28 protein-coding genes are annotated in these 25,157 nt (G+C 34.6%); 18 read left to right on the top strand and 10 right to left on the bottom strand.

The features are described 5' to 3' along the window. Positions 1–14: 14 nt before the first annotated feature. The gene (mtnN, locus tag BN999_RS06935) at positions 15–701 is read left to right on the top strand and encodes a 5'-methylthioadenosine/S-adenosylhomocysteine nucleosidase (protein WP_096270661.1); all 687 of its coding nucleotides are present in this window, start codon (positions 15–17) and stop codon (positions 699–701) included. 57 nt (positions 702–758) lie between these two features. Here mtnN and sigK read toward each other — a convergent pair whose 3' ends face one another. The 8 genes from sigK to BN999_RS06895 form a co-directional block, all read right to left on the bottom strand. Beyond that, positions 759–1,463: an RNA polymerase sporulation sigma factor SigK gene (sigK, locus tag BN999_RS06930; RefSeq protein ID WP_096270660.1), complete on the bottom strand. Its 705-nt coding sequence runs from the start codon at positions 1,461–1,463 to the stop codon at positions 759–761. A gap of 203 nt (positions 1,464–1,666) precedes the next feature. Further along, on the bottom strand, positions 1,667–2,032 hold the full coding sequence (gene mnhG, locus BN999_RS06925; RefSeq protein ID WP_096270659.1) for a monovalent cation/H(+) antiporter subunit G: 366 nt from the start codon (positions 2,030–2,032) through the stop codon (positions 1,667–1,669). Then, the gene (locus tag BN999_RS06920) at positions 2,013–2,324 is read right to left on the bottom strand and encodes a Na(+)/H(+) antiporter subunit F1 (protein ID WP_096270658.1); all 312 of its coding nucleotides are present in this window, start codon (positions 2,322–2,324) and stop codon (positions 2,013–2,015) included. The genes mnhG and BN999_RS06920 overlap by 20 nt, the downstream gene beginning before the upstream one ends. After that, a complete protein-coding gene (locus BN999_RS06915; protein ID WP_096270657.1) occupies positions 2,325–2,801 on the bottom strand; it encodes a Na+/H+ antiporter subunit E in 477 nt (158 codons plus the stop codon). 6 nt (positions 2,802–2,807) lie between these two features. Further along, positions 2,808–4,289 carry a Na+/H+ antiporter subunit D gene (locus BN999_RS06910; protein ID WP_096270656.1) on the bottom strand — a complete coding sequence of 494 codons (1,482 nt, stop codon included), beginning with the start codon at positions 4,287–4,289 and terminating at the stop codon, positions 2,808–2,810. Then, complete coding sequence (locus tag BN999_RS06905) at positions 4,282–4,620, bottom strand: Na(+)/H(+) antiporter subunit C (RefSeq protein ID WP_096270655.1); 339 nt, start codon at positions 4,618–4,620, stop codon at positions 4,282–4,284. The genes BN999_RS06910 and BN999_RS06905 overlap by 8 nt, the downstream gene beginning before the upstream one ends. After that, positions 4,620–6,956, bottom strand: a complete 2,337-nt coding sequence (locus BN999_RS06900) for a Na+/H+ antiporter subunit A (RefSeq protein WP_096270654.1) — start codon at positions 6,954–6,956, stop codon at positions 4,620–4,622. Before BN999_RS06900 ends, BN999_RS06905 begins: the two co-directional genes overlap by 1 nt. 277 nt (positions 6,957–7,233) lie before the next feature. Then, entirely contained in the window at positions 7,234–7,374 is a 141-nt protein-coding gene (locus tag BN999_RS06895; protein WP_096270653.1) for a sporulation histidine kinase inhibitor Sda, read from the bottom strand. A 429-nt stretch (positions 7,375–7,803) separates the two neighbouring features. Between BN999_RS06895 and BN999_RS06890 the strand changes: the two genes are divergently transcribed. The 11 genes from BN999_RS06890 (at position 7,804) to BN999_RS06840 (ending at position 16,395) form a co-directional block, all read left to right on the top strand. Then, entirely contained in the window at positions 7,804–8,319 is a 516-nt protein-coding gene (locus BN999_RS06890; RefSeq protein ID WP_096270652.1) for a YqeG family HAD IIIA-type phosphatase, read from the top strand. 2 nt (positions 8,320–8,321) lie between these two features. Then, entirely contained in the window at positions 8,322–9,422 is a 1,101-nt protein-coding gene (gene yqeH, locus BN999_RS06885; protein ID WP_096270651.1) for a ribosome biogenesis GTPase YqeH, read from the top strand. A gap of 10 nt (positions 9,423–9,432) precedes the next feature. Next, positions 9,433–10,272, top strand: coding sequence for a shikimate dehydrogenase (gene aroE, locus BN999_RS06880; protein ID WP_096270650.1), 840 nt, complete (start codon positions 9,433–9,435; stop codon positions 10,270–10,272). Positions 10,273–10,276: 4 nt separating this feature from the next. Further along, positions 10,277–10,567, top strand: a complete 291-nt coding sequence (yhbY, locus tag BN999_RS06875) for a ribosome assembly RNA-binding protein YhbY (RefSeq protein WP_096270649.1) — start codon at positions 10,277–10,279, stop codon at positions 10,565–10,567. Positions 10,568–10,594: 27 nt separating this feature from the next. Beyond that, the gene (locus tag BN999_RS06870) at positions 10,595–11,164 is read left to right on the top strand and encodes a nicotinate-nucleotide adenylyltransferase (RefSeq protein WP_096270648.1); all 570 of its coding nucleotides are present in this window, start codon (positions 10,595–10,597) and stop codon (positions 11,162–11,164) included. After that, entirely contained in the window at positions 11,151–11,735 is a 585-nt protein-coding gene (gene yqeK, locus BN999_RS06865) for a bis(5'-nucleosyl)-tetraphosphatase (symmetrical) YqeK (protein WP_096270647.1), read from the top strand. The genes BN999_RS06870 and yqeK overlap by 14 nt, the downstream gene beginning before the upstream one ends. Next, positions 11,725–12,081 (top strand): ribosome silencing factor, encoded by a 357-nt coding sequence (rsfS, locus tag BN999_RS06860; RefSeq protein WP_096270646.1) that lies wholly within the window; start codon positions 11,725–11,727, stop codon positions 12,079–12,081. Before yqeK ends, rsfS begins: the two co-directional genes overlap by 11 nt. Before the next feature lie 3 nt (positions 12,082–12,084). Continuing rightward, positions 12,085–12,834 (top strand): class I SAM-dependent DNA methyltransferase, encoded by a 750-nt coding sequence (locus tag BN999_RS06855; RefSeq protein WP_096270645.1) that lies wholly within the window; start codon positions 12,085–12,087, stop codon positions 12,832–12,834. Between the two features lie 158 nt (positions 12,835–12,992). Further along, positions 12,993–13,499 carry a helix-hairpin-helix domain-containing protein gene (locus BN999_RS06850; RefSeq protein ID WP_096270706.1) on the top strand — a complete coding sequence of 169 codons (507 nt, stop codon included), beginning with the start codon at positions 12,993–12,995 and terminating at the stop codon, positions 13,497–13,499. Positions 13,500–13,560: 61 nt separating this feature from the next. Then, positions 13,561–14,124 (top strand): ComE operon protein 2, encoded by a 564-nt coding sequence (locus BN999_RS06845; RefSeq protein ID WP_096270644.1) that lies wholly within the window; start codon positions 13,561–13,563, stop codon positions 14,122–14,124. 9 nt (positions 14,125–14,133) lie between these two features. Then, positions 14,134–16,395 (top strand): DNA internalization-related competence protein ComEC/Rec2, encoded by a 2,262-nt coding sequence (locus tag BN999_RS06840; RefSeq protein WP_141249042.1) that lies wholly within the window; start codon positions 14,134–14,136, stop codon positions 16,393–16,395. Between the two features lie 79 nt (positions 16,396–16,474). On the opposite strand, the gene BN999_RS06835 is transcribed toward BN999_RS06840, so the two are convergent. After that, a complete protein-coding gene (locus tag BN999_RS06835; RefSeq protein ID WP_096270643.1) occupies positions 16,475–16,609 on the bottom strand; it encodes a YqzM family protein in 135 nt (44 codons plus the stop codon). Positions 16,610–16,919: 310 nt separating this feature from the next. Between BN999_RS06835 and holA the strand changes: the two genes are divergently transcribed. Beyond that, the gene (gene holA / locus BN999_RS06830; protein ID WP_096270642.1) at positions 16,920–17,933 is read left to right on the top strand and encodes a DNA polymerase III subunit delta; all 1,014 of its coding nucleotides are present in this window, start codon (positions 16,920–16,922) and stop codon (positions 17,931–17,933) included. Between the two features lie 49 nt (positions 17,934–17,982). Here the strand turns inward: holA and rpsT are convergent, their stop codons facing one another. Continuing rightward, entirely contained in the window at positions 17,983–18,249 is a 267-nt protein-coding gene (gene rpsT, locus BN999_RS06825; RefSeq protein ID WP_096270641.1) for a 30S ribosomal protein S20, read from the bottom strand. Positions 18,250–18,502: 253 nt separating this feature from the next. Between rpsT and gpr the strand changes: the two genes are divergently transcribed. The 5 genes from gpr (at position 18,503) to hemW (ending at position 25,127) form a co-directional block, all read left to right on the top strand. Continuing rightward, complete coding sequence (gene gpr, locus BN999_RS06820; RefSeq protein ID WP_096270640.1) at positions 18,503–19,600, top strand: GPR endopeptidase; 1,098 nt, start codon at positions 18,503–18,505, stop codon at positions 19,598–19,600. Positions 19,601–19,709: 109 nt separating this feature from the next. Then, positions 19,710–20,879 (top strand): stage II sporulation protein P, encoded by a 1,170-nt coding sequence (spoIIP, locus tag BN999_RS06815; RefSeq protein ID WP_096270639.1) that lies wholly within the window; start codon positions 19,710–19,712, stop codon positions 20,877–20,879. A 15-nt stretch (positions 20,880–20,894) separates the two neighbouring features. Next, positions 20,895–21,230: a hypothetical protein gene (locus BN999_RS06810; protein ID WP_096270638.1), complete on the top strand. Its 336-nt coding sequence runs from the start codon at positions 20,895–20,897 to the stop codon at positions 21,228–21,230. An 825-nt stretch (positions 21,231–22,055) separates the two neighbouring features. After that, positions 22,056–23,864, top strand: coding sequence for a translation elongation factor 4 (lepA, locus tag BN999_RS06800; protein WP_096270636.1), 1,809 nt, complete (start codon positions 22,056–22,058; stop codon positions 23,862–23,864). Positions 23,865–23,957: 93 nt separating this feature from the next. Then, positions 23,958–25,127, top strand: coding sequence for a radical SAM family heme chaperone HemW (gene hemW / locus BN999_RS06795; RefSeq protein ID WP_096270635.1), 1,170 nt, complete (start codon positions 23,958–23,960; stop codon positions 25,125–25,127). Positions 25,128–25,157: the final 30 nt, after the last annotated feature.

Raw genomic sequence — 25,157 nt, 5'->3', positions numbered from 1 at the left:
AGGATCATGACATCATGGCAATAGGTATCATAGGTGCAATGGATGAAGAAATAGAAATAATTAAGGCCAAAATGACAGATAAAGAAGAAACAGTCATAGCCAATAGTTTATTTATAAAAGGTAAATTACAAGGAAAAGATGTTGTACTATTAAAGTCTGGTATAGGTAAAGTTAATGCTGCTATGTCAACCACAATACTGATGGAAAGATATTCTCCTGAGTATATTATTAACACAGGTTCCGCAGGAGGATTTTCTACTAAACTTGAGGTGGGGGATATTGTCGTATCGTCAGAAGTTGTTCATCACGACGTAGATGTCACAGCGTTTGATTATGTATATGGACAAGTACCAGGAATGCCAGCTACTTTTAAAGCAGATTCTACACTCATAAATGAGGCAATGAAGGCAATTGACCTTCTAGATGTGAATGGGGAGATAGGTTTAATTGCGACAGGGGATTCATTTATGGAAGATCCTACTCGAGTTAGCGATGTTCGTGGGAAGTTTCCTAATATGATTGCGTCAGAAATGGAAGCAGCAGCGGTAGCACAAATTTGTCATCAATATAACTGCCCATTTGTAGTTATCCGAGCTCTTTCTGATATTGCTGGTAAGGAGTCATCTGTTTCGTTCGATACTTTCCTTGAGAAGGCTGCAAAGAACGCCTCAGACATTATTTTTCGTATGCTTGACGTATAAGTTAATAATTGGGATGCCACCGGCTGGATATATACCCCAGCATTGGCATCCTTTATTTTATCCTTTACGCTCATTTCGGTAATACTCATGGAAAACCTTCATTAATGCCCTTTTCTCAATACGTGATACATAGCTTCTTGAGATATTAAGTTTTTTTGCAATCTCACGTTGAGTCATTTCTTTTTTATTATTCAATCCATAGCGATATATAATTACTTCTCTTTCGCGTTTATCTAGAATCGAAAAATAATCCTGCATTTTCTCAATTTCCATATTTAGTTGGATGTATTCAATCACATTTTCATTTTCCGCCTCTAAAATGTCAATAAGACTAATCTCGTTCCCTTCTTTATCCTGACCAATTGGGTCATGTAATGAAACGTCTTTCTTAACCTTTTTCAAGGCTCGTAAATGCATTAAGATCTCATTTTCAATACATCTTGCTGCATAGGTTGCTAGCTTGGTACCTTTACCTACAGAGAAGCTCTCTATCCCTTTAATTAACCCAATCGTTCCAATAGAGATTAAGTCTTCCATATCTTCTCCAGTATTTTCAAATTTCTTCACGATGTGTGCTACAAGACGTAAATTATGTTCAATTAATTTATTCCTTGCTTCTTCACTTCCATTTTGCATTTCCGCAATGTATTTCGCTTCGTCTTCTGAAGATAGCGGCTGTGGAAACGCATGATTTTTCACATAGGAAACGAAGAATAGAGCTTCCTTAATTAGCAATGCAAGGACACTCAATATTCCGGACAAACAGATACACCTCCTGACTAGGCTGGGCTATAGCCTATATAATCACCCTATGATGATATAGCGTGTCTTGTGTCTGTCCTTTCAAAATAAAATTAAACTTCATTTCGCTTGTATCCTGAATTTACCTTGTGATAAGTAATGATGACAAAAGAAAAGAACGTCCCGGAAAGGACTAGTACCTTTCTTTAGACGTTCTGGAAGGTTTATTGATGTTTTCGCATGGCTTCTTCATATGCATCTGTTCGATTTTTGGTAAGTGGTTTAATTCCACTATTATGAGCTGCTCGTCCAATCATATGAGCCGAAACAGGTGCTGTCACCATGATAAAGATAATTCCGATTAATAGTTTTCCACTTACAATATCTTCCTTTACATATAAGTACAGAAAAGCTGCAATTAAAATACTTGTCACGCCTAATGTAGAGGCTTTAGTCGCAGCGTGAAGTCTTGTATATATGTCAGGAAAACGAATAATACCAATCGTTGCGGAAAGGGTAATAAATGCTCCAATTAGAAGCAATAAGATAACCATAATATTAACTACTAACTCAATCCATGTCCCGGTCAATTATAACACCCTTTTCTACGTATTTTGCCGTAGCCAACGTACCTAAGAAACCTAGAATACCAACTAGCAAGGCAACATCATTTAAATATGGGGTAGAAAGGTAAATGGCAATAATTCCTGTTAAGGCCATTAAATTAATTCCTATTGTATCCAAACCAACTGCACGATCTGGATTTGTTGGTCCTTTAAAAATTCGGTATAGTAGTAAAACTAGAGAGATACCGATTAATATGGAGGAAATGATTATGGTGTAATTTAATAATCTATCTGTAAATGCAATTGCATCAGCCATCTATCTTGTCACCTCCAATATTGCCTTCTCAAAGCTGTCCTTTATTTCTCGAATGGATTGATCCACTTCATCAATATCCATTGCATGAATAAAAAGTGTCTCATTGTTATCTGAAACTGCTACAGATAAAGTTCCAGGTGTTAATGTAATTAAATGTGCTAATAGAGTAATCTCCCAGTTGCTTTTTACCTCTAGTGGTAATGCAAATATCCCTGGTTCAATTTCCGGTCTAGGTGTATATACAAGCTTAAGGATACTAATGTTAGATAGAACTAATTCTCTTATAAAAATGAGGAAAAGCTTTATTATTTTGGCAACACGTAAACCGTAAAATCTACCAGGAATAAACCTATTTAAAATTAGTACTAAAAGTAACCCCCATATATATCCTGCAATAAAACTAGCGAATGTATAAGATTCGCTTAAGAACATCCACATAAGCGCAATAATAATATTGATTAAAATTTGAAAGGCCATAGTCGTCTACTCCTTTAACACAGAATCTATATATATTTGGGGGTCTAGTAAGTATTCTGCAATTCCATCAACTGCTGGATAAACAAATTGAGCTCCTAATCCTAGGAAAACAGAAATAGCTAATAAACAAACGATTGGCATGATGAAACCTGCAGACACTTTTTTGGTATATGTCTTGTTATCGTCTTTTTCTCCCCAGAATCCGCGAATGAATATTTTCATAACGGAGTATAGAATTAGTAAACTGGATAATAGAGCAATAATGGTTATTACGACTTCGTCTGCTGATAATGCTCCCCTAAGTAGTAATAGTTTTCCTATAAAGCCACTGAATGGCGGAATGCCAGCTAAGACAAAAGCGCTAATAAATAGTAGCCATCCTATAACAGGGTAGTGATGGATCAGACCTTTCATCTTTCTCAAGTCTGAGGTACCAGCTACATAAGCTATCACACCTACTAATAAGAATAAAGCTGACTTAATAATCATATCGTGAATCAAATAATAAATTGACCCACTTAATGAATCTTGATTGAAGATTCCTATTCCCATAATGATAAAACCAATTGCAGGAATTATGTTGTACGCTATGATGAGTTTAATATTGTTGGTAGAGAGTGCGCCAACAACACCAAATAACATAGACAATCCTGCTATCCAGATAAAGGACTCATGTGTAATATCCATTTTGTAGACGAATATGAGTGAGAATACACGGAGTATCGAGTAAATACCTACTTTTGTTAACAAAGCACCAAATAAAGCAGATACTACCGGATTTGGAACTATGTAAGGCCTTGGTAACCAGTAATATAACGGGAATAACGCAGCTTTAGTTCCGAAAACAAAGAATAGTATTACTCCAATTGTTGTTAAGATTCCTTTTTGTTCTACTTCTGCAACACGTTCAGCAATATGTGCCATATTTACAGTTCCAACAACACCGTACAGTAATGCTACTGCTGTAACGAATAACATAGAAGAGAATAAGTTTATCAGGACATATTTGACGGATTCTCTAAGCTGAACCTTATCGCCACCCAAAACGATTAACGCATAGGAAGCCATTAATAGTACTTCAAAGAATACGAATAGATTAAATAAGTCACCTGTTAAAAATGCACCAGAAACACCAGTAATTAATAAGAAAAAGAAAGTGTAATAGTAATGTGTTTCTTGTTTTATGTTTAATGAGTGTGGTGCATAAAACGCAGCTGTTGCAGCAATAATATTTGTCGTTAGAATGAGTAAAATAGATAATTGGTCAGCTACCAAAATAATCCCATAAGGTGCAGCCCAATCACCTGTTTCTAATATAATAGATCCATTTAAAAACACTTCATAAGTAACATATGCTGCTACAAGTAAACTAATAATGGAAAATAGTTTTGATAAAAATCGGGTAATTTTAACATTCTTATTCGTAAAAGCAACTATTATACCGGCTAACATTGGGATGATAATCGGTAATACCGCTAAATTACTCATTCGATTCACCCCTCATTTCTTCCATATTATCTGTATTATTTTCCTTTGCTGTGCGATAACTTAATACTAGTAATAAACTAGTAATACCGAAGCTAATTACAATTGATGTTAAGATCAGTGCTTGTGGTAAAGGGTCGGTATAGTCGGCTACAGACTCATCTAGGATAGGGGGTTGACCACGCTTTAATTTCCCCATAGTTAAGATTACTAAGTGAGCTCCATGAGAAATCAACACAGTACCAATAATTATCCTAAGTAATTGTTTTTGTAATAGGTTGTAGATAGCTGTTGCAAATAAAATACCAGCTAATAGCAATATAATATATTCCATTACTCTGCCTCCTTGTCCTTTCTTACTTTAATGAGGCCGTAGATTGCTAAGGCAGCAATACCTAGTACCGTAATCTCAAATAATGTATCTAGTCCACGCATATCAACTAAAATTACGTTAACAATATTATTTCCTCCACCTAAAGTATAAGAGGTTTCCACAAAGTAGTCCGATATTGTCTTAAACCAATCTGAACTATGGGCTGCGATACCAACCATTGTAATTAAAGCACCAGTACCAATAGCTAGGAATAGGTTCGTAAATGAAGAGCCAACTGTCTCTTCTCTTTTCCTTAACTCTGGCAAATGATAGTAGGCCAGTAGAAATAATGCCATCGATACTGTCTCCACAACTAACTGAGTTAAAGCCAAATCAGGTGCTCTAAAAACTACAAATAGTAGTGATATACCAAAGCCAACAATACCAGTGATAATAATTAAGGAAAGTTTATTATTAATAAAGATTGTGCAAATAGCTGCTAGAACCATAATTAAAACAATTGAAATATCTACGATTTCAACTTCAGCTAGGTCATCAAAGGTAATGTTATTAAATCCACCAGTTGTAATCATAACAGTAAAGCTAAAGAGAATAATTGCCGCTAAAATAATCGACATATAAAGTTTTAGAGAGCCAGTCATGTAAGAATTTGTTATTCTAGCAGAGTAGTCATCTGTTTTATTAATGATTTTATCGTAGAGTTTATTTAAGTTAAGCTTTCCAGGAATGATAGAGTATATATTGCTCCATTTCTTAAGTGTAAGGAATAATATTAATCCAACTCCGACTACTATCAGGGACATTATAAATTGTGGTTCAAATCCATGCCAATAATGAATGTTTGTATATTGAACCGTACTATTCCTAACAGCCTGGGCAGCATGATTTAGTAATGAACCATTAACAATATTAGGGAACAAACCAATAATAATGACTCCTAGAACTAAAACTACTGGCGAGATTAACATCCCAATTGGTGCTTCATGTGGTTTTTTCGTTAGTAAATGAAGCTTCTTAGGTCCCGTAAACACTCCAAAGAAAAAGTACATGGAATACACAAAAGTAAAAATACTCCCGAATACTGCTAAATAAGGTATTGCTGCTGAAAGGAAACTAGCGATTGAACTACTATTTTCATTTAATAGGGTTGCTCCAAAGAATAATTCTTTACTGTAAAATCCGTTTAAGAATGGTAGTGGAACACCGGCCATAGAAAAAGTACCAAATAACGCTAATGTTGCCGACATTGGCATAAACGTAAGTAATCCACCAAGCTTGCGGATGTCCCTAGTGCCAGTTTCATGGTCAATAATACCTGCAATCATGAAGAGGCTACCTTTAAATGTAGCATGGTTTAGAATATGGAATACAGCAGCAAATACTGCAGCTTCTGTACCGAAACCAAGCATTGCCATGATCATACCTAATTGACTGACAGTTGAAAAGGCAAGAATACCTTTCAAGTCTGTCTGTCTAACTGCCATATAGGAAGCCCACACTAATGTAATGATTCCAACTAAGCTTACTGTTATAAAGAACCATTCATAGTCTACAAAAATTGGTGAAAAGCGGGCAACAAGATAGATTCCTGCTTTTACCATCGTAGCGGAGTGCAAGTAAGCACTAACTGGAGTTGGAGCTTCCATTGCATCTGGAAGCCAAATGTGAAATGGAAATTGTGCAGACTTAGTAAAAGCACCTAATAATATAAACACAAGTATTAATGGTAAATACCCACTACTCGCAATTACATCAACTTGATCAATCATGGAACGAATACTAGTTGTACCAGTAATGACTGAAAGTAAAACAAGTCCACCTAACATACTTAATCCACCAAAAACCGTGATTAGCATCGATTTTTGTGCACCATAGCGTGAACGTTCACGGTGATGCCAATAACCAATTAACAAGAAGGAAGATATAGAAGTTAATTCCCAAAAAGTGTATAGTACAAATACATTATCAGACAATACAACCCCTAACATGGCTGACATGAACATTAGTAGGTAAACATAAAAATGACCTAGATTTTCAGAAGTATGTAAGTAATAGATTGAATAGAAAACAACTAGGGTGCCGATACCGCTGATTAATAATACAAATAGTAAACTAAGGCCATCTAAATAAAAATCAAAATTGATATTAAGGGAAGGAATCCAGTTATATGTATGATGTATAGGAGAAAAGTCATTTCCAACAAAACTAACAAAATAAAGGAAGATTCCTAAGGGGATTAATACAACGAATATACCTGTATGTACTTTTTCTTTAAATTTACTTAAGAAAGGGATAAATAAAGCAAGTACAAGTGGTAATAAAACTGCAAAAATCATGTACGATTAAACCTCCTAATAAGTTATCGATAATTTCTGAGAATAGTAAAGCGTTTTCTTCTTGTTTGGTTGTTCCCATCTAATTAAGTATCTAACAACCATTCTAATACATGCATAGCTAAGTCTCAAAACGAAATAGCGGTCGTGTATATAAAAGATAGCTTACCATATTTTAAGGGTATGAAAAAACAAAAACTCTCATCATTCACAAGAATGACAAGAGTGATATTTTTTTCTTCCTATTTAATATATTTTTATGTTTCCTGTCGAATTTTCGCTAACTAGAAAATCTGATTTTATGGGTTAAACCTCTTCGATATATTTCATCTTTAATAAGTGAAACAAAATCAGGGCTTAATTTTAATTCATTTGCTTTATGATAAGATTCGATTAATAATTCATCTGACAAATGTTCCATAAATGTAGCCCTCCTATATATTTCCTGCTTTTTTGCTAGATTTAGGATAGTTATAACGTATCACGAAATAAAAGACAGGACAAGATGCGACTTATCTACAGTCGGTTGTAGATAAGTTGTGTATAAAGTGGTAATATTTGCAATAAACCCAGTAATAATACTGTTGATAATGTGAATAGACTTATCCACAATGCGAGAAATGTAGGGATTTGTCGAACGATTTTCGAGTTTTTTACCCGTAATTTACATATTTCTACCTTCTATAACATATATATGGTATTTTTATATTCGTAGGTTTTTAAAAATGTCAGTATTACCTACTATAATTTAAGTAATTACTATATTATTAGCCCAAAATACTATAATATAAACATGGTATAATTGGTTCAATTAATTATGGTAGATTTATTACATAATGAGGTGTGATTATTGTTAAAGCGATTTTTACCTAACGAGCACGTTAAGAATATATTCGAGATTAAGCCTAGTGTGTTGAAAGAACAGGGGATTAAAGGGATTATTACTGACTTGGATAATACATTAGTAGCTTGGAATGTAAAAGAAGCAACTCCCGAAGTGGTTAATTGGTTTAAACTTATGAAGGATAATGGCATTAAAGTTACTATCATTTCAAATAATAAGGAAGATCGTGTAAAGATGTTCTCAGAACCACTGGGTACTCCATTTGTTTTTAGTGCTAGAAAACCGTTAAGACGTGCATTTAAAACAGCCGCAAAGCAAATGGAATTAAATAAGGAAGAAATTGTAGTGGTTGGAGACCAATTACTGACAGATGTATTAGGTGGTAACTCTGCTGGTTTTTATACGATTCTTGTCGTACCAATTGTGAAAACTGATGAAAAAATTACGCAGGTGAACCGGAAAATTGAGCGTAAAATTATGAATTACTTTCGAAAAAAGGGATTAATTAGTTGGGAGGAATAGAATTGGAAGCCATCTATTGTGTAGGGTGTGGTGTTCAAACTCAAACAGAAGATCCAGAAGGAATCGGGTATACACCAAAATCCTCTCTAGAAAAAGATAGTATTTTGTGTAAGCGATGTTTTCGACTAAAGCATTATAATGAAATTCAAGATGTTTCCATACATGATGATGATTTTCTTAAGATGGTTAGTTCTATCCGAGATAAACAGGGTCTTGTAGTACATATAATTGACATTTTTGATGTAAATGGAACGTTGATTAAAAGTTTACCGAGAATCGTTGGGAATAATCCGATTATCTTAGTTGGTAATAAAATGGATTTATTGCCAAAATCTACAAACAAAAGTAAACTAATACAATGGTTACGCTCCTCGGCCAAAGAATCAGGCTTAAAAGTAAAGGATGTTTTTCTAATTTCGTCTGTTAAAGGATATGGAATTGAAGAGTTAACAGATCAAATTGAATACCACCGTCAGAATCAAGATGTTTATATTGTGGGAACAACTAATGTAGGTAAATCAACATTTATTAACCGATTAATTAAACAATCTATTGGTGAAAGTGATGTTATTACAACTTCCTATTTTCCAGGTACAACTTTAGGTTTTATTGAGATACCGTTGGATGACAACTCGGTACTTATTGATACACCGGGAATTGTTAATCAAGAACAAATTGCTCATTATATTTCAGATAACGATTTAAAATTTGTTACACCTACTAAAGAGATAAAACCGAGAGTCTATCAATTAAATGCTGGTCAAACATTATTTGTTGGTGGATTGGCACGATTAGACTTTATTAAGGGAGAAAGACAATCTTTTGTTTGCTATTTTTCCAACCAACTACCTATTCATCGAACTAAGTTAGAGAAAGCGGATGAATTATATGAAAATCATGTTGGTGAACTATTATCTCCACCTGATGAAGAGTCCATGAGGTTACTCCCGGAGTTTTCTAATAATGCATTTCGTTTAACTGGTGAAAAAACTGACATAGTATTTCCAGGTTTAGGCTGGATAACAGTGAATGGAAAAAATACGACAGTTGTCGCACATAGCCCAAAAGAAGTTGCAGTTTCGATTAGGAAATCATTAATTTAGGGGGACAATAATGGAATTCAAACTAGGCTTAATTGGTTATCCGATTAAGCATTCCTTATCTCCTTGGATACACAATCAATTCCTAGAAAGTGCGAAGATAAAAGGGGAATATTCTATTTATGAAGTTAGAGAAGATTCTCTGTTTAACCAAATAGAAATGATGAAGGAAAAGGAATACAGAGGTTTTAATGTAACGATTCCTTATAAGCAAAAAGTAATTCCCTTTTTAGATGAAATCGATGATACTGCCAAAGTTATTGGCGCAGTGAATACTGTATTGAACGATAATGGTCGGTTAATTGGATTCAATACAGATGGTACTGGCTATTTCAGGGCATTACAGCAATACTATCCGGAATTAGTTGAGGATAAGGATAATAGTATATTAATAATTGGTGCTGGTGGCGCAGCAAGGGGTATATATTATGTCCTGAGTCAAGCAGGATTTAAAACCATTGATATCGCCAATCGGACTTCGGGTAAAGCAGAATCTATTCAGGAATTAGCTTCACGAAATACCAATACTAATGTCCTTTCCCTTAATCAAGGTGAGAAGAATATACATCAATATGATGTGATTATACAAACTACAAATATAGGGATGAAGCCAGACGTACTACATTCACCATTAAAACTAAACAATATTCGAGATTCTGCTATTGTTAGTGATATTATCTACCAACCAATCTGGACAAGCTTTTTAAGAGAAGCACACATAAATGGAGCAAGTATTCATCATGGTCATACTATGTTATTATACCAAGCCCAATATGCATTTGAAATATGGTTCGGTTTCAAGCCAGAATTAAGGGATATGGAGCAACAATTAAAACAACTATTAGAAGGGTGATACAATGCTAACAGGCAAACAAAAGCGATTTCTACGCTCAAAAGCACATCATTTAAAACCAATTTTTCAAGTTGGAAAAGTTGGTGTAAATGAAAATATGATTGTACAGGTAAACGAGGCCTTAGAAAAAAGGGAATTAATTAAGGTAAGCATTTTACAAAATTGTATGGATGATAAGGAGACTGTTTCAGAAGAATTACAGGCTGGCACGAATTCCGAGATTGTCCAAATAATTGGAAATAATATTGTTTTATATAAAGAATCAGAAGAAAATAAACAGATTGAGCTACCATAACGAATAACTGTTAAAGGAGTTCAAAGAATGAAACGAATCGGAATTCTAGGTGGAACCTTTGATCCACCACATATCGGACATTTAATTATTGCTCAGGAAGTGTTGGATTCGTTACAATTGGAGGAAGTTTGGTTTATTCCAACCTATGAGCCTCCTCATAAGAATGAAGCTAGTGTTCCAGTTGGAAATCGAATAGAAATGCTACAACATGCTTTAACCAACAATGAATTGTTTCAGTTGAACACGATTGAAGTTGATAGAGCGGGGAAATCTTACACGTATGACACGATGATTGCACTGAGGGAACAATATCCTGAAGCAGATTTTCACTTCATTATTGGAGCTGATATGGTAGAATACTTACCAAAATGGTATAAGATAGATGAATTAATTAATTTAGTTAAATTTGTGGGAGTAAAGCGTTCCGGATATAAACTTGAAACCAACTATCCAATAATCGAGGTAAATATTCCGTTGGTAGACATTTCTTCTACTTTAATTCGGAAGCGACTTCAAGAGAATAAGAGCATCCAATACCTTGTTCCAGAGTCTGTACATACTTTTATTAAGGAGCATGGTTTCTATGCACAAAAATGAAGCAATAGCTATTATAGAGCCTTTATTAACGAAACAACGGTTTGAACATACTTTGCGTGTGGCAGAAACAGCGGTAAAATTAGCTAAACTGAATAATGTCTCGATTGAAAAAGCAGAGATAGCGTCTATTTTCCATGACTATTGTAAATATCGTTCTTTAGAGGAAATGAGAAGAATAATTAAAACCACCTATCTACCGAAGGATTTACTATTATATCATCATGAATTATGGCATGGACCGGTAGCTTCCTTTATGATAGAACAAGAATATGGGGTTGAAGACGAGGCGATAAAGAAAGCCATTTATTATCACACTACCGGTAGAGCTAATATGAGTGATTTAGAACTTATTGTTTTTGTAGCTGATTATATTGAACCTGGGAGAAGCTTTCCGGGATTGGATGAAGTACGTGATATGGCACAGAAGGACCTAGTTGGGGCAGCTTGGATGGTGTCCCGTAATACGATAAATTATTTAATGGAAAAGAAAAATAGTATATATCCGGATACATTCCATGCATATAATGATTTGACAAGACTTTTAAACGGAGGTAATAAATTTGGACAATAATCCTTTGGAAATTTTAAAGCTAGCAGCAGAAGCATGTGATGATAAACGAGCTGAGGAAATCCTTGCACTAGATTTAGCAGAAGTGTCATTAGTAGCTGATTATTTTCTTATTTGTCATGGTACAAATGAGCGACAAGTTCAATCCATTGCAAGAGCTGTTAAAGAAAAGATGGAAGAACATGATATCTCAGTGAAACGTCTAGAGGGTTTTGAAGAAGCAAGATGGATTTTAGTAGACCTAGGAGATGTTGTATGCCACGTTTTCCATAAGGATGAAAGAAGCTACTATAACTTGGAACGCTTGTGGGGAGATGCTGCCCAAGTGCCTTTAGAGGTAGGCTGGTAGAGCATGTCTTATCAATTAATGGCAAGATTATATGATGAATTTATGATGGATGCACCATACGAAAAATGGGTTGAGTTTACAGAAATTGTGGTGAATAAATATAATATAGAAAGACCTAAAATAATTGATTTAGGTTGTGGTACGGGTGAGATCACCGTACAATTGGCAAAGAAGTATCCCATTACTGGTGTAGATTATTCCACCGATATGCTTACTATAGCAGCACAAAAGGCTGTAGAAGCTAATCTGAATATAAACCTGATTCACCAGGATTTACGGGAATTAGAAGGTTTATCCGAATTTGACATGGCGATTAGTTATTGTGATGTCATGAATTATATAACATCAGAGTCTGAACTCCATAAGGTTTTTTCTAATGTAGCAAATTCATTAAAAAATGAGGGTATATTTATTTTCGATGTGCATTCCATGAAGCATATTGAAGAGGATTTAATTGAGAAAACATTTGCAGATGTTACCGATGACAATGCTTATATTTGGTTTTGCTATCCTGGTGACCATCAAGGTGAAATGTTTCATGAGTTAACTTTTTTTACCTCAGATAAGGACAACTACTCTCGATTCGATGAGACTCATCATCAAAGAACCTTTTCCGTAGATGTGTATCAAAACTTATTAAAAAACTGTGGTTTAGAAGTTTTAAATATCTATGCAGATTTTTCAATAGAAAAAGATTTTTCCGAAGAAAGTTCAGAAAGAATCTTTATTATTGCTCAAAAAAGGATGGGATAATTTTATTATCTTGTCCTTTTCTTTTTTTGTCAAAAAAACATCCTTTATGTATGATGGACAAACAAGTGTAATAGGATGTGATAAATTTGATAGAATTGTTCCGCAGAAATATATTTATCATTTTCATTGGTGTGGGGGTATTAATCGTTTTACTATTTATGATGAATCAAGAGGAAGTACCACCTCAAGAAATAGTCCAAGTTTCTTCGGAAAGCTCAAGTGAAGATTTGAGTTCAAAAGAACTAGAACAGGGACAATTAATTGTAGATGTAAAAGGGGAGGTTAAGCAGCCGGGTGTTTATGAGATGGCTGCAGATACCCGTGTGAAGGACGTTATTAAGCGGGCGGGAGGATTTACGGGGGAGGCAGACCAATATGAAATTAACCTTGCTCAGAAATTATTTGATGAAATGATTCTCATTGTCCCGAAATTGGGTGAAGAGAATACTAGTAATACAGTGATAAAAAGTTCAAAAGTTCGAATTAACTACGCTACTGTTGAAGAGATACAGAAATTACCTGGAATTGGACCATCCAAAGCAAAGGCCATTGTCGAATATAGAGATGAGATAGGTTACTTCCAATCAGCACAAGATTTATTAAATGTTTCAGGGATTGGGGAAAAAACATTGGAGTCTCTATTAGAAGAGATTCAAATTCCATAAGAAATTGACGGTAGAAGATAAAGCAAGTTAAACTAGAGTTAATAGAGAGGAGAATTACAAGATGGAAAGAATCTCATGGAATCAATATTTTATGGCACAAAGCCAATTATTAGCTTTAAGGAGTACTTGTACTAGACTTATGGTTGGAGCAACTATTGTTCGGGATAAACGAATCATTGCAGGCGGCTATAATGGAAGTGTATCGGGAAGTGTTCATTGCATAGACGATGGTTGTTATGTCATAGATGGACATTGTGTTCGTACTGTTCATGCAGAGGCTAATGCTCTCTTACAATGTGCTAAGTTTGGTGTCCCAACCGAGAATGCAGAAGTTTATGTTACTCATTTTCCTTGTTTACAATGTACTAAACAATTAATACAAAGTGGGATTAAGTCTGTCTATTATGCAGAGGATTACAAGAATCATCCGTACGCGATCCAACTATTTAAAGAAGCGGGAGTAAAAACGGAAAAAGTGGAATTAGATTACTTGTCATTAGATCTCTCTTTTAAAGAAAAGAATGCTGTTGTGCAAGAACTTCTTAAAATTGTGGATGAAACTCAATCAGATGAAGTCAAAGCATTAAAAGAAAAAGCACAAGATCTATTCTATCAAAATAGGTAGACGCAAAAGATGAAAGGCTATTGGTATGTACCGGCAATGGCATGTTTATGTAGTGCCTTGACAAGAGTATTTGATTCGAGTATCTTTTTTATTGCACTTTTAGTTTGGTTCGTGTATTTATATAGTTCAAACCGGTTAGGGAAAATTCCTTTTTTCATTTCCCTAGCCACCTTTCTTTTTTTCTTCATTTATATTCCTCAGATTGAACTCAATACTACTATAAATACCCAAGAGAAGAAGACCTTAATTGGTGAAATAGTAAGTCCAATCAGTACATCTGAAACCGTCCTTCAATTTGATTTTCAAGAAAGCAATACAAAAAATATCTTAAAAGTACTCTATTATAATCCTGAAACAACAAATCCGAATTACTTATCTATACAACTAGGTGCCAATTGTCAACTTGTTGGAGAGGTAAGAATACCGGAAGAAAGTACGAATCCAGGGCAATTTAATTATCAAAAATACCTTGCTGCAAGTGGAATTCAATTCGAAGTGGAAGTTGAGTCCTTTAATGATATTAGCTGTCAAGGAAAAACAAACTGGAACTGGATTTATAAACTTAGAGACAGCATTAAAGAGTATGTGTTAATAACTTACTCAGAGAAAACAAGTGCATGGATAAATGCACTAGTACTTGGGGATGACAGTCTAATAAGTAAAGACACCACTGAACTATTTCAAAGGTGGGGATTATCACATTTATTGGCCATTTCAGGTTTACACATTGGATTGGTTGTTGGCTTATTATTTATGATTACAGTCAAGTTCGGTTTATTAACTAGGGAAAAATATCATTATGTAATCATTATATTTTTACCAATCTATGCAATTCTTGCTGGTGGTGAACCATCTGTTTTGAGAGCTTGTTCAATGGTTATATTAGTAATTCTTATTCGTAAAATCAGGTTGAAACTTTCGGTAACAGATGTAATTAGTGTTACGTTCTTACTCCTTATTGCAATGGATAAGTATATTATTTACCATGTTGGTTTCCAGTTATCATTTATTGTAACGTTTGGAATCATTCTATCCAGAAAGTGGATTTCAGAAGATAACTCCTTATTTTTCCAAATGTTGAAACTAAGTTTTATCTCTCAACTAATGATTATTCCATTACAAATTATATACTTCTTTCAATTTAATCCTCTTTCTATAGTGCTTAATGTCCTTGTCGTACCGTATTTCTCCTTCTTTGTAATCCCGTTAATGTTCATACTAATAATTGTTTTTCCAATTCCTTTAGTTCCTGAGTTAGTAGACAAGCTATTCTCAACTATTCACGATGTTTTCTTCTTAGTACCACTTGAATACATCGATCAATTCGCATTTTATCCTTGGATTACAGGGAAATTTCCATCCATTCTAATTGTAGTTTATTATTCTTTACTAGTTTTAATGATGAATAGCATTCATCGTCAAAACAATCGAAAGGCTTTTGGGTATGGTGTAATATTAACAGCATTACTATTTTCATTATTGATTCGTCCTTATTTATCTCCTTATGGAACTGTAACGATGCTTGATATTGGTCAAGGTGACGCTATTGTAATTGAGTTTCCATATCGTAAAGGAGTAGTATTAATTGATTCTGGTGCAAATTTCTCCTTTGATGATTTTGAGCCTTCCGATTCAATTTATAAAAGAATAATAAAACCATTTTTACAATATCAAGGAATTAATAAGATAGACGTGGTGTTTATTAGTCATGAAGATATTGACCATGTTGGGAGTATTCCATACATATTAGAAGATTTTAACGTAGAGAAGGTTATAACCAGTAAATTTTTTGAGTATGATTTTCACTTGGAGAGTAGACCTAATTTATTGCAAGTAGAAGCGGGACAAAACGTTGATATTAAAGGGAATAGGTTTACAATTCTTTCTCCTTGGGTAGATAAAAATAACAGTAATGAAAATTCATTAGTACTTCATGCAGACATTGGAAACTTTTCCTGGTTATTTACTGGTGACATTCATGTTAATAATGAACAAGAAATTCTTAATAGGTTTCAAAACTTAGCAGTAGACGTCCTTAAAGTTGCTCATCATGGAAGTGAGACGTCATCAAATCCTGAATTTGTTTCTCGAATTAATCCTACTTTTGCGTTAATTTCAGTCGGCCGCGAGAATCGTTACGGACATCCATCACGTAACGTGATTGAAACATTCAATCAGGAAGACGTGACTATTATGAGGACTGATAAAGATGGTGCAATTTTTTATCGATATACCGAAAAGAACGGAACCTTTTATCCATTTAAGCCATAGTTTATATATTGAGTAATGTAAAAAAACAAAAGAGACTAGGTAATTTCCTGTCTCTTTTGTTCACTTCAATTATGTACCTTTAAGAGCCAACTACACTAATGGTTACGCCAATAGCAAAAATTAGTAGAAAGAAAACTAAAGAAAATGCGAACCCCTTAATGGAATCAACAACATCATGATTTTTGGATTGTGGATCCTTTTCAAATTCATTCATAGCTAACCCTCCTATATCAACCTTTAGTATAAATTAATTACATAAAAAAATCCACCAATGATACAAAAAGTTCATATTTAATTTTATTAACCAAAATTAGAAAGAACTAACAACTATACTTTTGGGGAGAAGGGTCATGCTATAAATAAAGGAAAAACATCGTTTAACATAACGTTCCTAGGGCTTTATGTTAAACGTTCATATAGATAGGGAGGGAAATTTACTATCCCTAAATTTCCCTCTCAGGTTTTTCTTGCTATTCACTTGTTAAGCAATTACCATGAATATATAACAATTTGGAGTGAATGGCATGAATTATACGGAGACAATTAAGCATATAAAGAAGCAAAATATACCAGAAGTCATTTTATTATATGGAACGGAAAACTATTTTATCCAAAAAATAAAGGATTTGCTAATTAAAAATGTGTTATCCGATGAAGAGAATCTTTCTACATATGATTTAACAGAAACATCTATACAAGAAGTAGTTGCGGATGTGGAAACATATCCTTTTTTTGGTGACCGTAAATTAATCTTTGCAACAAACGCAACATTTCTAAAAGCAAAACCAGATAAACTCTCATTTGAACATCAACTGGAAGTGTTGGAACAATACCTAGAAATGCCAGTAGATTATTCTATCCTAGTTTTAATCGCACCATACGAAAAAATTGATGAACGAAAAAAGATTAGCAAAGCCTTAAAGAAAAAGGGACTCGTTGCGGAATGTAACCCAGTTAAAGAATATGAAATTAAAAATTGGATGATGGATTTAGCGAAGCAATTAAATGTTGAAATTGCTGAGAATGCCTATGAAATATTTGAAAATGAACTTTCAAATGATTTAAAAATCATGGAGAAAGAACTAGAAAAGATTGCCATGTACATTGGTGAAGGTGGCATCGTAACAAAGCAAGTTGCAGAAGAAATGGTCTCACATACTATAAGTAGTTCAGGAATTAGATTAGTTGATGCTGTTATTGAGGGTAACTTAGCCAAAGCTATCTCTATTTACAAAGATCTTGAAAAAATGAAAGAAGAGCCAATCGCATTAATTGGTTTATTAGCCTTTCAATTTAGAACGATTCTTCGGGTAAAGTTACTAAAACAAAAGGGATACAGCTCAGGTCAAATGCAAAAACAATTAGGTGCACACCCATACGTAATTAAGATCGCCTTGAATCGCGAAGCTAAATTTTCAGTTCAACAGTTAAAAGCATTTATGGATAACCTAGCTGAGACAGATGCAATTATGAAACAAGGAAAAATGGATAAAGAACTAGCATTTGAATTATTATTATATAACCTAATAAAACACTAAGTGTATAAATGAAAAAACGATCCAACTTCGGATCGTTTTTTTTCATGTATTATGCACTAAGTCCGTTAACTTTTTTAGTTAGACGAGCTTTTTGACGGTTTCCTGCATTTTTATGAAGAAGACCTTTTTGAACTGCTTTATCAATTTTTTTGATAGTAACAGTTAAAGCTGATTTAGCACTTTCAACATCATTTGCTTCAACAAATTTTTCAACTAATTTAATTTGAGAACGCATTTCTGATTTGTCAGATTGGTTTTGAGCACGCTTTTTATTGTTTACACCAACACGTTTAATTGCGGATTTAATATTAGCCATTATTTCACCTCCTAAAAACAAGAACGTTCATTACATTGAACAAGAGTCATTTTACCAAAGTTAGAGCTTGTTTTCAATAACAATTATTTATCGTTCCATAAATTGTATGATTTTAGTAAAAGTGTTAAGGCTAATGCTATAGATAGTGTGTTGTTTTACTTTTCATCCACAAATTACAGCTTTGTTCATTACTAACGGGGGTGAAAAGGGATTACAGAAGGATTTTTACTCACCTGAAAGGATGCGATTAATTATGGATATGGATGTAAACAAACTACAGGTACGAACAGATCTAGCAATCGAAGCAAAGGATATGTACGTTGAAAAAGAAACACCCGACGAAGACAAGATAACGGGTGTTACATTAAAGGATCATGAAGAAGACGGTATTAAAGTGTCCTATGTTGATATTGATAAAGAAGGTGCAAATTTACTAAACAAGAAACCAGGGTCTTATGTAACCATTTATGCAGATGGGGTAAAAAGACAAGATACAAAGCTACAAGAAAATGCCGCCAAAATACTTGCTAGAGAGTTAGAGAACCTATTAGAAAAAAATAATATCAAAAAAGATGGTACGGGATTAATAGTTGGTCTTGGAAACTGGAATGTTACGCCAGATGCATTAGGTCCAATGACTGTAGAAAAAGTATTAGTTACAAGTCATTTGTTTAAACTTGAACATGAATCGGTCTCAGAAGGATATCGACCAGTTGGAGCTGTAACTCCTGGTGTTATGGGAGTGACCGGAATCGAAACAAGTAATATTATTTTTGGTATTGTTGAGAAATTTAAACCAGACTTTGTTATCGCTATTGATGCATTAGCTTCACGTTCTATTGAGCGCGTAAATGAAACTATTCAACTTTCTGATTCAGGAATACACCCTGGATCTGGTGTTGGAAATAAAAGAAAAGAATTAAGTAAGGAAACTCTCGGAGTACCAGTTATTGCAATCGGCGTTCCAACGGTTGTAGATGCCGTTACGATAACAAGTGACACAATAGACTATATCTTAAAGCACTTTGGAAGAGAGTGGAGGGAAAAAGATCGTCCATCTAAGTCACTAGCACCAGCAAGTATGTCTTTTGGAAATAAGAAGTTTACAGAAGAAGATTTACCCGATCCAGATAAAAGGCAAACCTTTATGGGGATTGTTGGGACTCTATCTGACGAGGAAAAAAGAAAACTTATTGCAGAAGTCCTTACCCCGACTGGATATAACATGATGGTTACTCCAAAAGAGGTTGATGGATTTATGATTGATATGTCACATGTAATCGCAAATGGAATTAATGCAGCACTACATGAAGCAGTAGATGTTGATAACTTTGCTAATTATTCAAGATAAGATAAATTGAATAAATCTATTAAATTTTTGCAATAAATGAGAGTGTCGGTTCTACCTTCCGAAGATTCGTCATAGATTCTAATATAGACGAACAGGAAGGTGGAACAATATGGTAGGGTTACCTAATCACGAAAATAAACAAAAAATATTTCTAATTGTAAAAAAGAGTGCCTTATACGTTATAAGTGTACTTTGCTTATTTATATTAATCGGACTATTTACTACTATTTCCCCTGCGCTCCGTTTTTCTTCCAACACATTAACAAATTGGACGAGTGAGATAGAGAGCTCGACTTTCCTATATCTATTTGGGATGGAAAACAGAGTATTTTTGGAAGGACTTCCACCAGATTCTGAAATGCCAAAGATAACATCAACAATATTTCAGATAGCTACTAGTATAAAGCCAGACGACCCAAGAAGTTTACTAGGTAGTGAGCTCCCAGGATTGTCAATTTATGATAGTGAAATATTTATTGCTGGAGAGGGGACCAACTACACAAATCTTCCTGTTGAATCTTCTCCACCATTAGAAGAGGTTTTAAGAGAAAGAGAAGCAGTTGTTGATGAAGGACTAGAGAATGAAGAGGAAAATGAAGGTCAAGAGAACCCGCCATCTACTGGTGATAAAAATATAGTGTATATCTACAATACACATAACTATGAATCCTTTTTACCACATTTGCCAGAAGAAACAAATCCAAATTTGGCACAGCATAATAAAGTTAATATAACCATGGTAAGTGAGCATTTTGCTAGTGCACTTGATCAACATGGTATTGGGAATCAATTAGATAAAACGGATACAATGAAACTATTAGAACAGAAGGATATGGAATATTGGCAGTCATACGATGCTATACGAGGTAATGTTCAAGAAGTATTTGCTAATAACAAAGAAATTCGATATGTCTTTGATATTCATCGAGATGCTATTAGAGGCGATGCTACTACAAAGGTAATTAATGGTGAACCTTATGCAAAAATCGCGTTTGTCATTGGCGGTGAAAATAAAAATTACGAGAAAAATGTGGAAATTGCAAGTAAACTACATAAGATTATGCAAAAGAAATACCCTGGTTTAAGTCGCGGAGTTTTGCCACCAAAAAAAGGTCCGGGGACAGATGGGGTCTTTAACCAAGATTTACACGAAAATGCACTAACAGTTGAAATTGGTGGAGTGGATAATAATCTCGAGGAATTATATCGATCAGCAGAAGCTTTAGCGGAAGTATTTAGTGAATTTTATTGGGATGCTGAAAAGGTCAGTGCGGAATAAAGGAGGTTCAGGAAAATGGCAAAGTTTATATCTGTCGTGTTACTTTTAGTTGTATGCTTTTTAGTGGGAACATTAGTCGGTATCGACCATAATGGAAAATCTATTCTACCAACTACCAATGCTGTCGCAGATACCGAGGTAGTAGAATCAACACCTGAAGTAAAACAGACGGTAAAACCAAAAAACCAAGAATCAGAAGTAGTAAATCAACAAACAGTCGCTAATGAACTCTCTGCTTCTAACACTGAACACCTAAGCCAAAAAACAGCATCTTTCCTAGAAGTAATTGTTCAAGGTTTCTACGACCTAATTGTCCAAATCCTATACCAAATCTCACAATTATTCTACTAACAAAGTGAGAATTCTAGAGGATAATCTATTAAAGAATAATTCGAACTGTGATTCTAAGAATTCATTCCAGTTCGAATTATTTTTGTGTTGTTTAGTTCAAATTCTTGTTGAATTTAATAGAAACTGTGCGGTTACGAGTGTCATGAATGGGCGTGGTGGTAATATACCGCTCCGGCAGAATACTCCGCTTTCCACGGGCCCGGCCTCAGCCTCCTCGAGGAAAAACCACCTCTGCGGGGTCTTCGGACACGTGCTATTCCCGTAGGATAAGGAATGCTTCGTCAGCGTAATCATCGCACGAAGAAAATTGTTCTTTATTTTTATGCAATATTTTTTCCATTCTATACTAGCGAAGGAAATACACGGAGACTCCTTGAAAAAGAAAATCACTTTTTCTGCGTGCGATGTATTGCTTTCGTAGCGTTCCTTGTCCTGCGGGAGGATAGGCATAGGTGAGACCCCGCAGTGCGATAGCACGAGGAGGCTCACCAGCCGCTCAGCGAGTGCGGAGTGTATTTCCGTAGCGGGTATGGTGCTCCCCAAAAAGAATATTAGCCGCGCAGTTTTTATCTACTGAATGTTAGAAGACAATCATTACAAAAAGAAGCTTTCTAAACATAGACTATGTATTGGTATAGTTTGTAGTATGAAATTTTAGTAATTGTTTAATGGTTGTTTGAGATAATTATACCTCTCCTAACAACTCTTTCTTGAAACTCAAGGTTGCAATTGCTATAATCATCCTAGCAATTATCGTAAATTATGATGTATTAAATTTGTACTTTTACTGAACATTGGTAAAGGCAATAGGAGTGAACACCAAGTATGGCGAGAAAACAAGAAAATGTACGTAATTTTTCTATCATAGCCCATATTGACCATGGAAAATCAACACTGGCCGACCGTATTTTAGAAAACACACGAACGGTTACAAAACGTGAAATGAAAGATCAATTGCTAGATGCAATGGATTTAGAAAGAGAACGTGGTATTACTATTAAGTTAAATGCTGTTCAATTACAATACCAGAGTAAAAGTGGGGAAGATTTTACTTTTCATTTAATCGACACCCCGGGACATGTGGACTTTACATATGAAGTTTCAAGGAGCCTTGCAGCATGCGAAGGAGCTATTCTTGTTGTTGACGCTGCCCAAGGAATTGAAGCACAAACATTGGCAAACGTATATCTTGCATTAGATAATGAACTTGAAATTATACCGGTTATTAATAAGATTGACTTGCCTAGTGCAGATCCAGAACGAGTTAAAAAAGAACTTCAGGATGTAATTGGAATTGATCCAGACGATGTCATTCTAGCTTCAGCGAAAGCCAACATTGGAATTGAAGACATATTGGAGAGGATTACAGAAGCTGTACCACCTCCAATGGGGAATGCAGAAGAACCACTAAAAGCACTTATTTTTGATTCTCTATATGATCCTTACCGTGGCGTAGTTGCTTATGTGTGTATTAAGGAAGGCTCTGTTAAGGTTGGCGATAAAATAAAGATGATGGCAACAGGTAAAGAATTTGAAGTCAATGAAGTGGGCGTATTTACACCAAAGCAATTACCGCTTAAGGAACTGGGTGTTGGTGATGTTGGATATTTAACAGCATCGATCAAAAATGTTGGTGATACTCGTGTTGGTGATACGATAACATTCGCGAATAACCCAGCTTCAGAACCGTTACCTGGTTACAGACGTTTAAATCCTATGGTTTATTGTGGACTTTACCCAGTTGATTCTAATAAATACAATGACTTACGTGAGGCGTTAGAACGCTTAGAGCTTAACGATTCAGCTCTACAATATGAAGCTGAAACATCCCAAGCATTGGGATTTGGTTTTCGTTGTGGATTTCTAGGACTGTTACATATGGAAATTATCCAAGAACGAATTGAACGTGAATTTAAAATCGATTTAATAACAACGGCACCTAGTGTAATATATGAAGTGGAACAAACTGATGGAGAAACGATTATTATCGATAATCCTTCCATAATGCCAGATCCACAAAAGATACAAGAGATTCGTGAACCATATGTAAAAGCTACAATTATGGTACCTAATGAATACGTTGGAGCTGTAATGGAGATTGCTCAGAAGAAACGTGGGCAATTCATTGATATGGAATATCTTGATGATATTCGTGTTAATGTAATCTATGACATACCACTTTCAGAAATTGTCTACGACTTTTTTGATCAATTAAAATCAAACACGAAAGGATATGCCTCTTTTGACTATGAATTAATAGGCTATCGTCCTTCGAAATTAGTCAAGATGGATATTCTTTTAAATGGTGAAACCATAGATGCATTATCATTTATCGTCCATAAAGATTTTTCTTATGAGCGCGGGAAACTAATTGTAGAAAAACTAAAAGAACTAATCCCTAGACAACAGTTCGAAGTACCCGTCCAAGCTGCAATTGGAAATAAAATAGTTGCAAGGTCTTCGATTAAAGCGATGCGTAAAAACGTACTTGCCAAATGTTATGGTGGGGATATATCTCGAAAAAGAAAGCTACTTGAAAAGCAAAAAGAAGGTAAGAAACGCATGAAGATGGTCGGTTCTGTTGAAGTACCACAAGAAGCATTTATGGCCGTGCTTAAAATGGATGACGAATAAAGAAAATGAACGGAAGAACTTTAATAAAAGTTTTTCCTTTTCTTTTTTAGAGTTACATTGAAATACAAATTATGCTTGTTAGGAGAAAGTACTATGATCCCATCTGTGTATATTCATATTCCGTTTTGTCATCATATTTGCCATTATTGTGACTTTACGAAGTTTTTTTATAATGAACAAATGGCAACGGATTATTTAGAAGCACTTTCAAATGAAATAAATACCCAAGTGGATGGTGAAAAGAACCCAGTAAAAACTATTTTTATTGGCGGAGGTACACCAACTGCATTAAATCATAAACAGTTAAAGACGTTATTAGAATTAATCTCTGATAAATTTGATGTTTCAAATTGTGAAGAATATACAATCGAAGCAAATCCAGGTGACTTTGATGAAGAGAAGGCAAAACTATTAAAAGATTATGGCGTAAATAGGGTATCGTTAGGTGTTCAAGTATTTGATAATGAAATGCTCAAAGAACTTGGAAGAGCACACCGTATAGAAGATGTATATAAGACAGTTGAATTACTAAAGCAACATGATTTAACTAATATTAGCCTTGATTTGATATATTCTTTACCAAATCAGTCAGCAGAACACTTTGAAAAAACAGTGAAAGAAGCGCTGGCATTTGACCTTCCACATTATTCAGCGTATTCATTACAAATAGAGCCCAAAACGATTTTCTATAATCGACATAAAAAAGGACAATTACATCGACCTGCACAAGAGGAAGAAGTAAAAATGTATGACATCCTAAAAACAAAAATGAAAGAGTCAGGTATACAGCAGTATGAGATAAGTAATTTTTCGAAAAAAGGATTTGAAAGTAAGCATAATTTAACCTACTGGAATAATGACTATTATTACGGATTTGGTGCAGGAGCTAGTGGTTACCTACCTGGAAAACGTACCATTAACATGAAACCTATTCCAGCTTATATTAAACAAGCTATGCAAGATGGGAAGCCAACCTTAAAAGTGGAAACGATAGGATTAAAAGAACAAATTGAGGAAGAATTATTCTTAGGACTACGTAAGCTAAGTGGGGTAGACAAAGAAAAGTTTATATCGAAATTTGACTTTCCGCTTGAATTAATTTACAAAAACCAAATTGATTATCTCATTCAAAAGGGCTGGCTAGTAAATACTGAAAAATCACTTCACCTCACTGATGATGGTGTTTTATTTGGAAATGAAGTATTTGAACATTTTTTACTGGAAGATGAGGACTTAGAGGCAATAGCATTGACAAAAAAATAAGGATTTGATAATTTATTATTAGAATTAGCA

The sequence above is a fragment of the Paucisalibacillus globulus genome, from assembly GCF_900184735.1.
In the GTDB taxonomy this organism is placed as follows: Bacteria; Bacillota; Bacilli; order Bacillales; family Amphibacillaceae; genus Ornithinibacillus; species Ornithinibacillus globulus_B.
The sequence above is the reverse complement of the archived record's forward strand: the minus strand, read 5'-3'. Positions and strand labels throughout refer to the sequence as shown.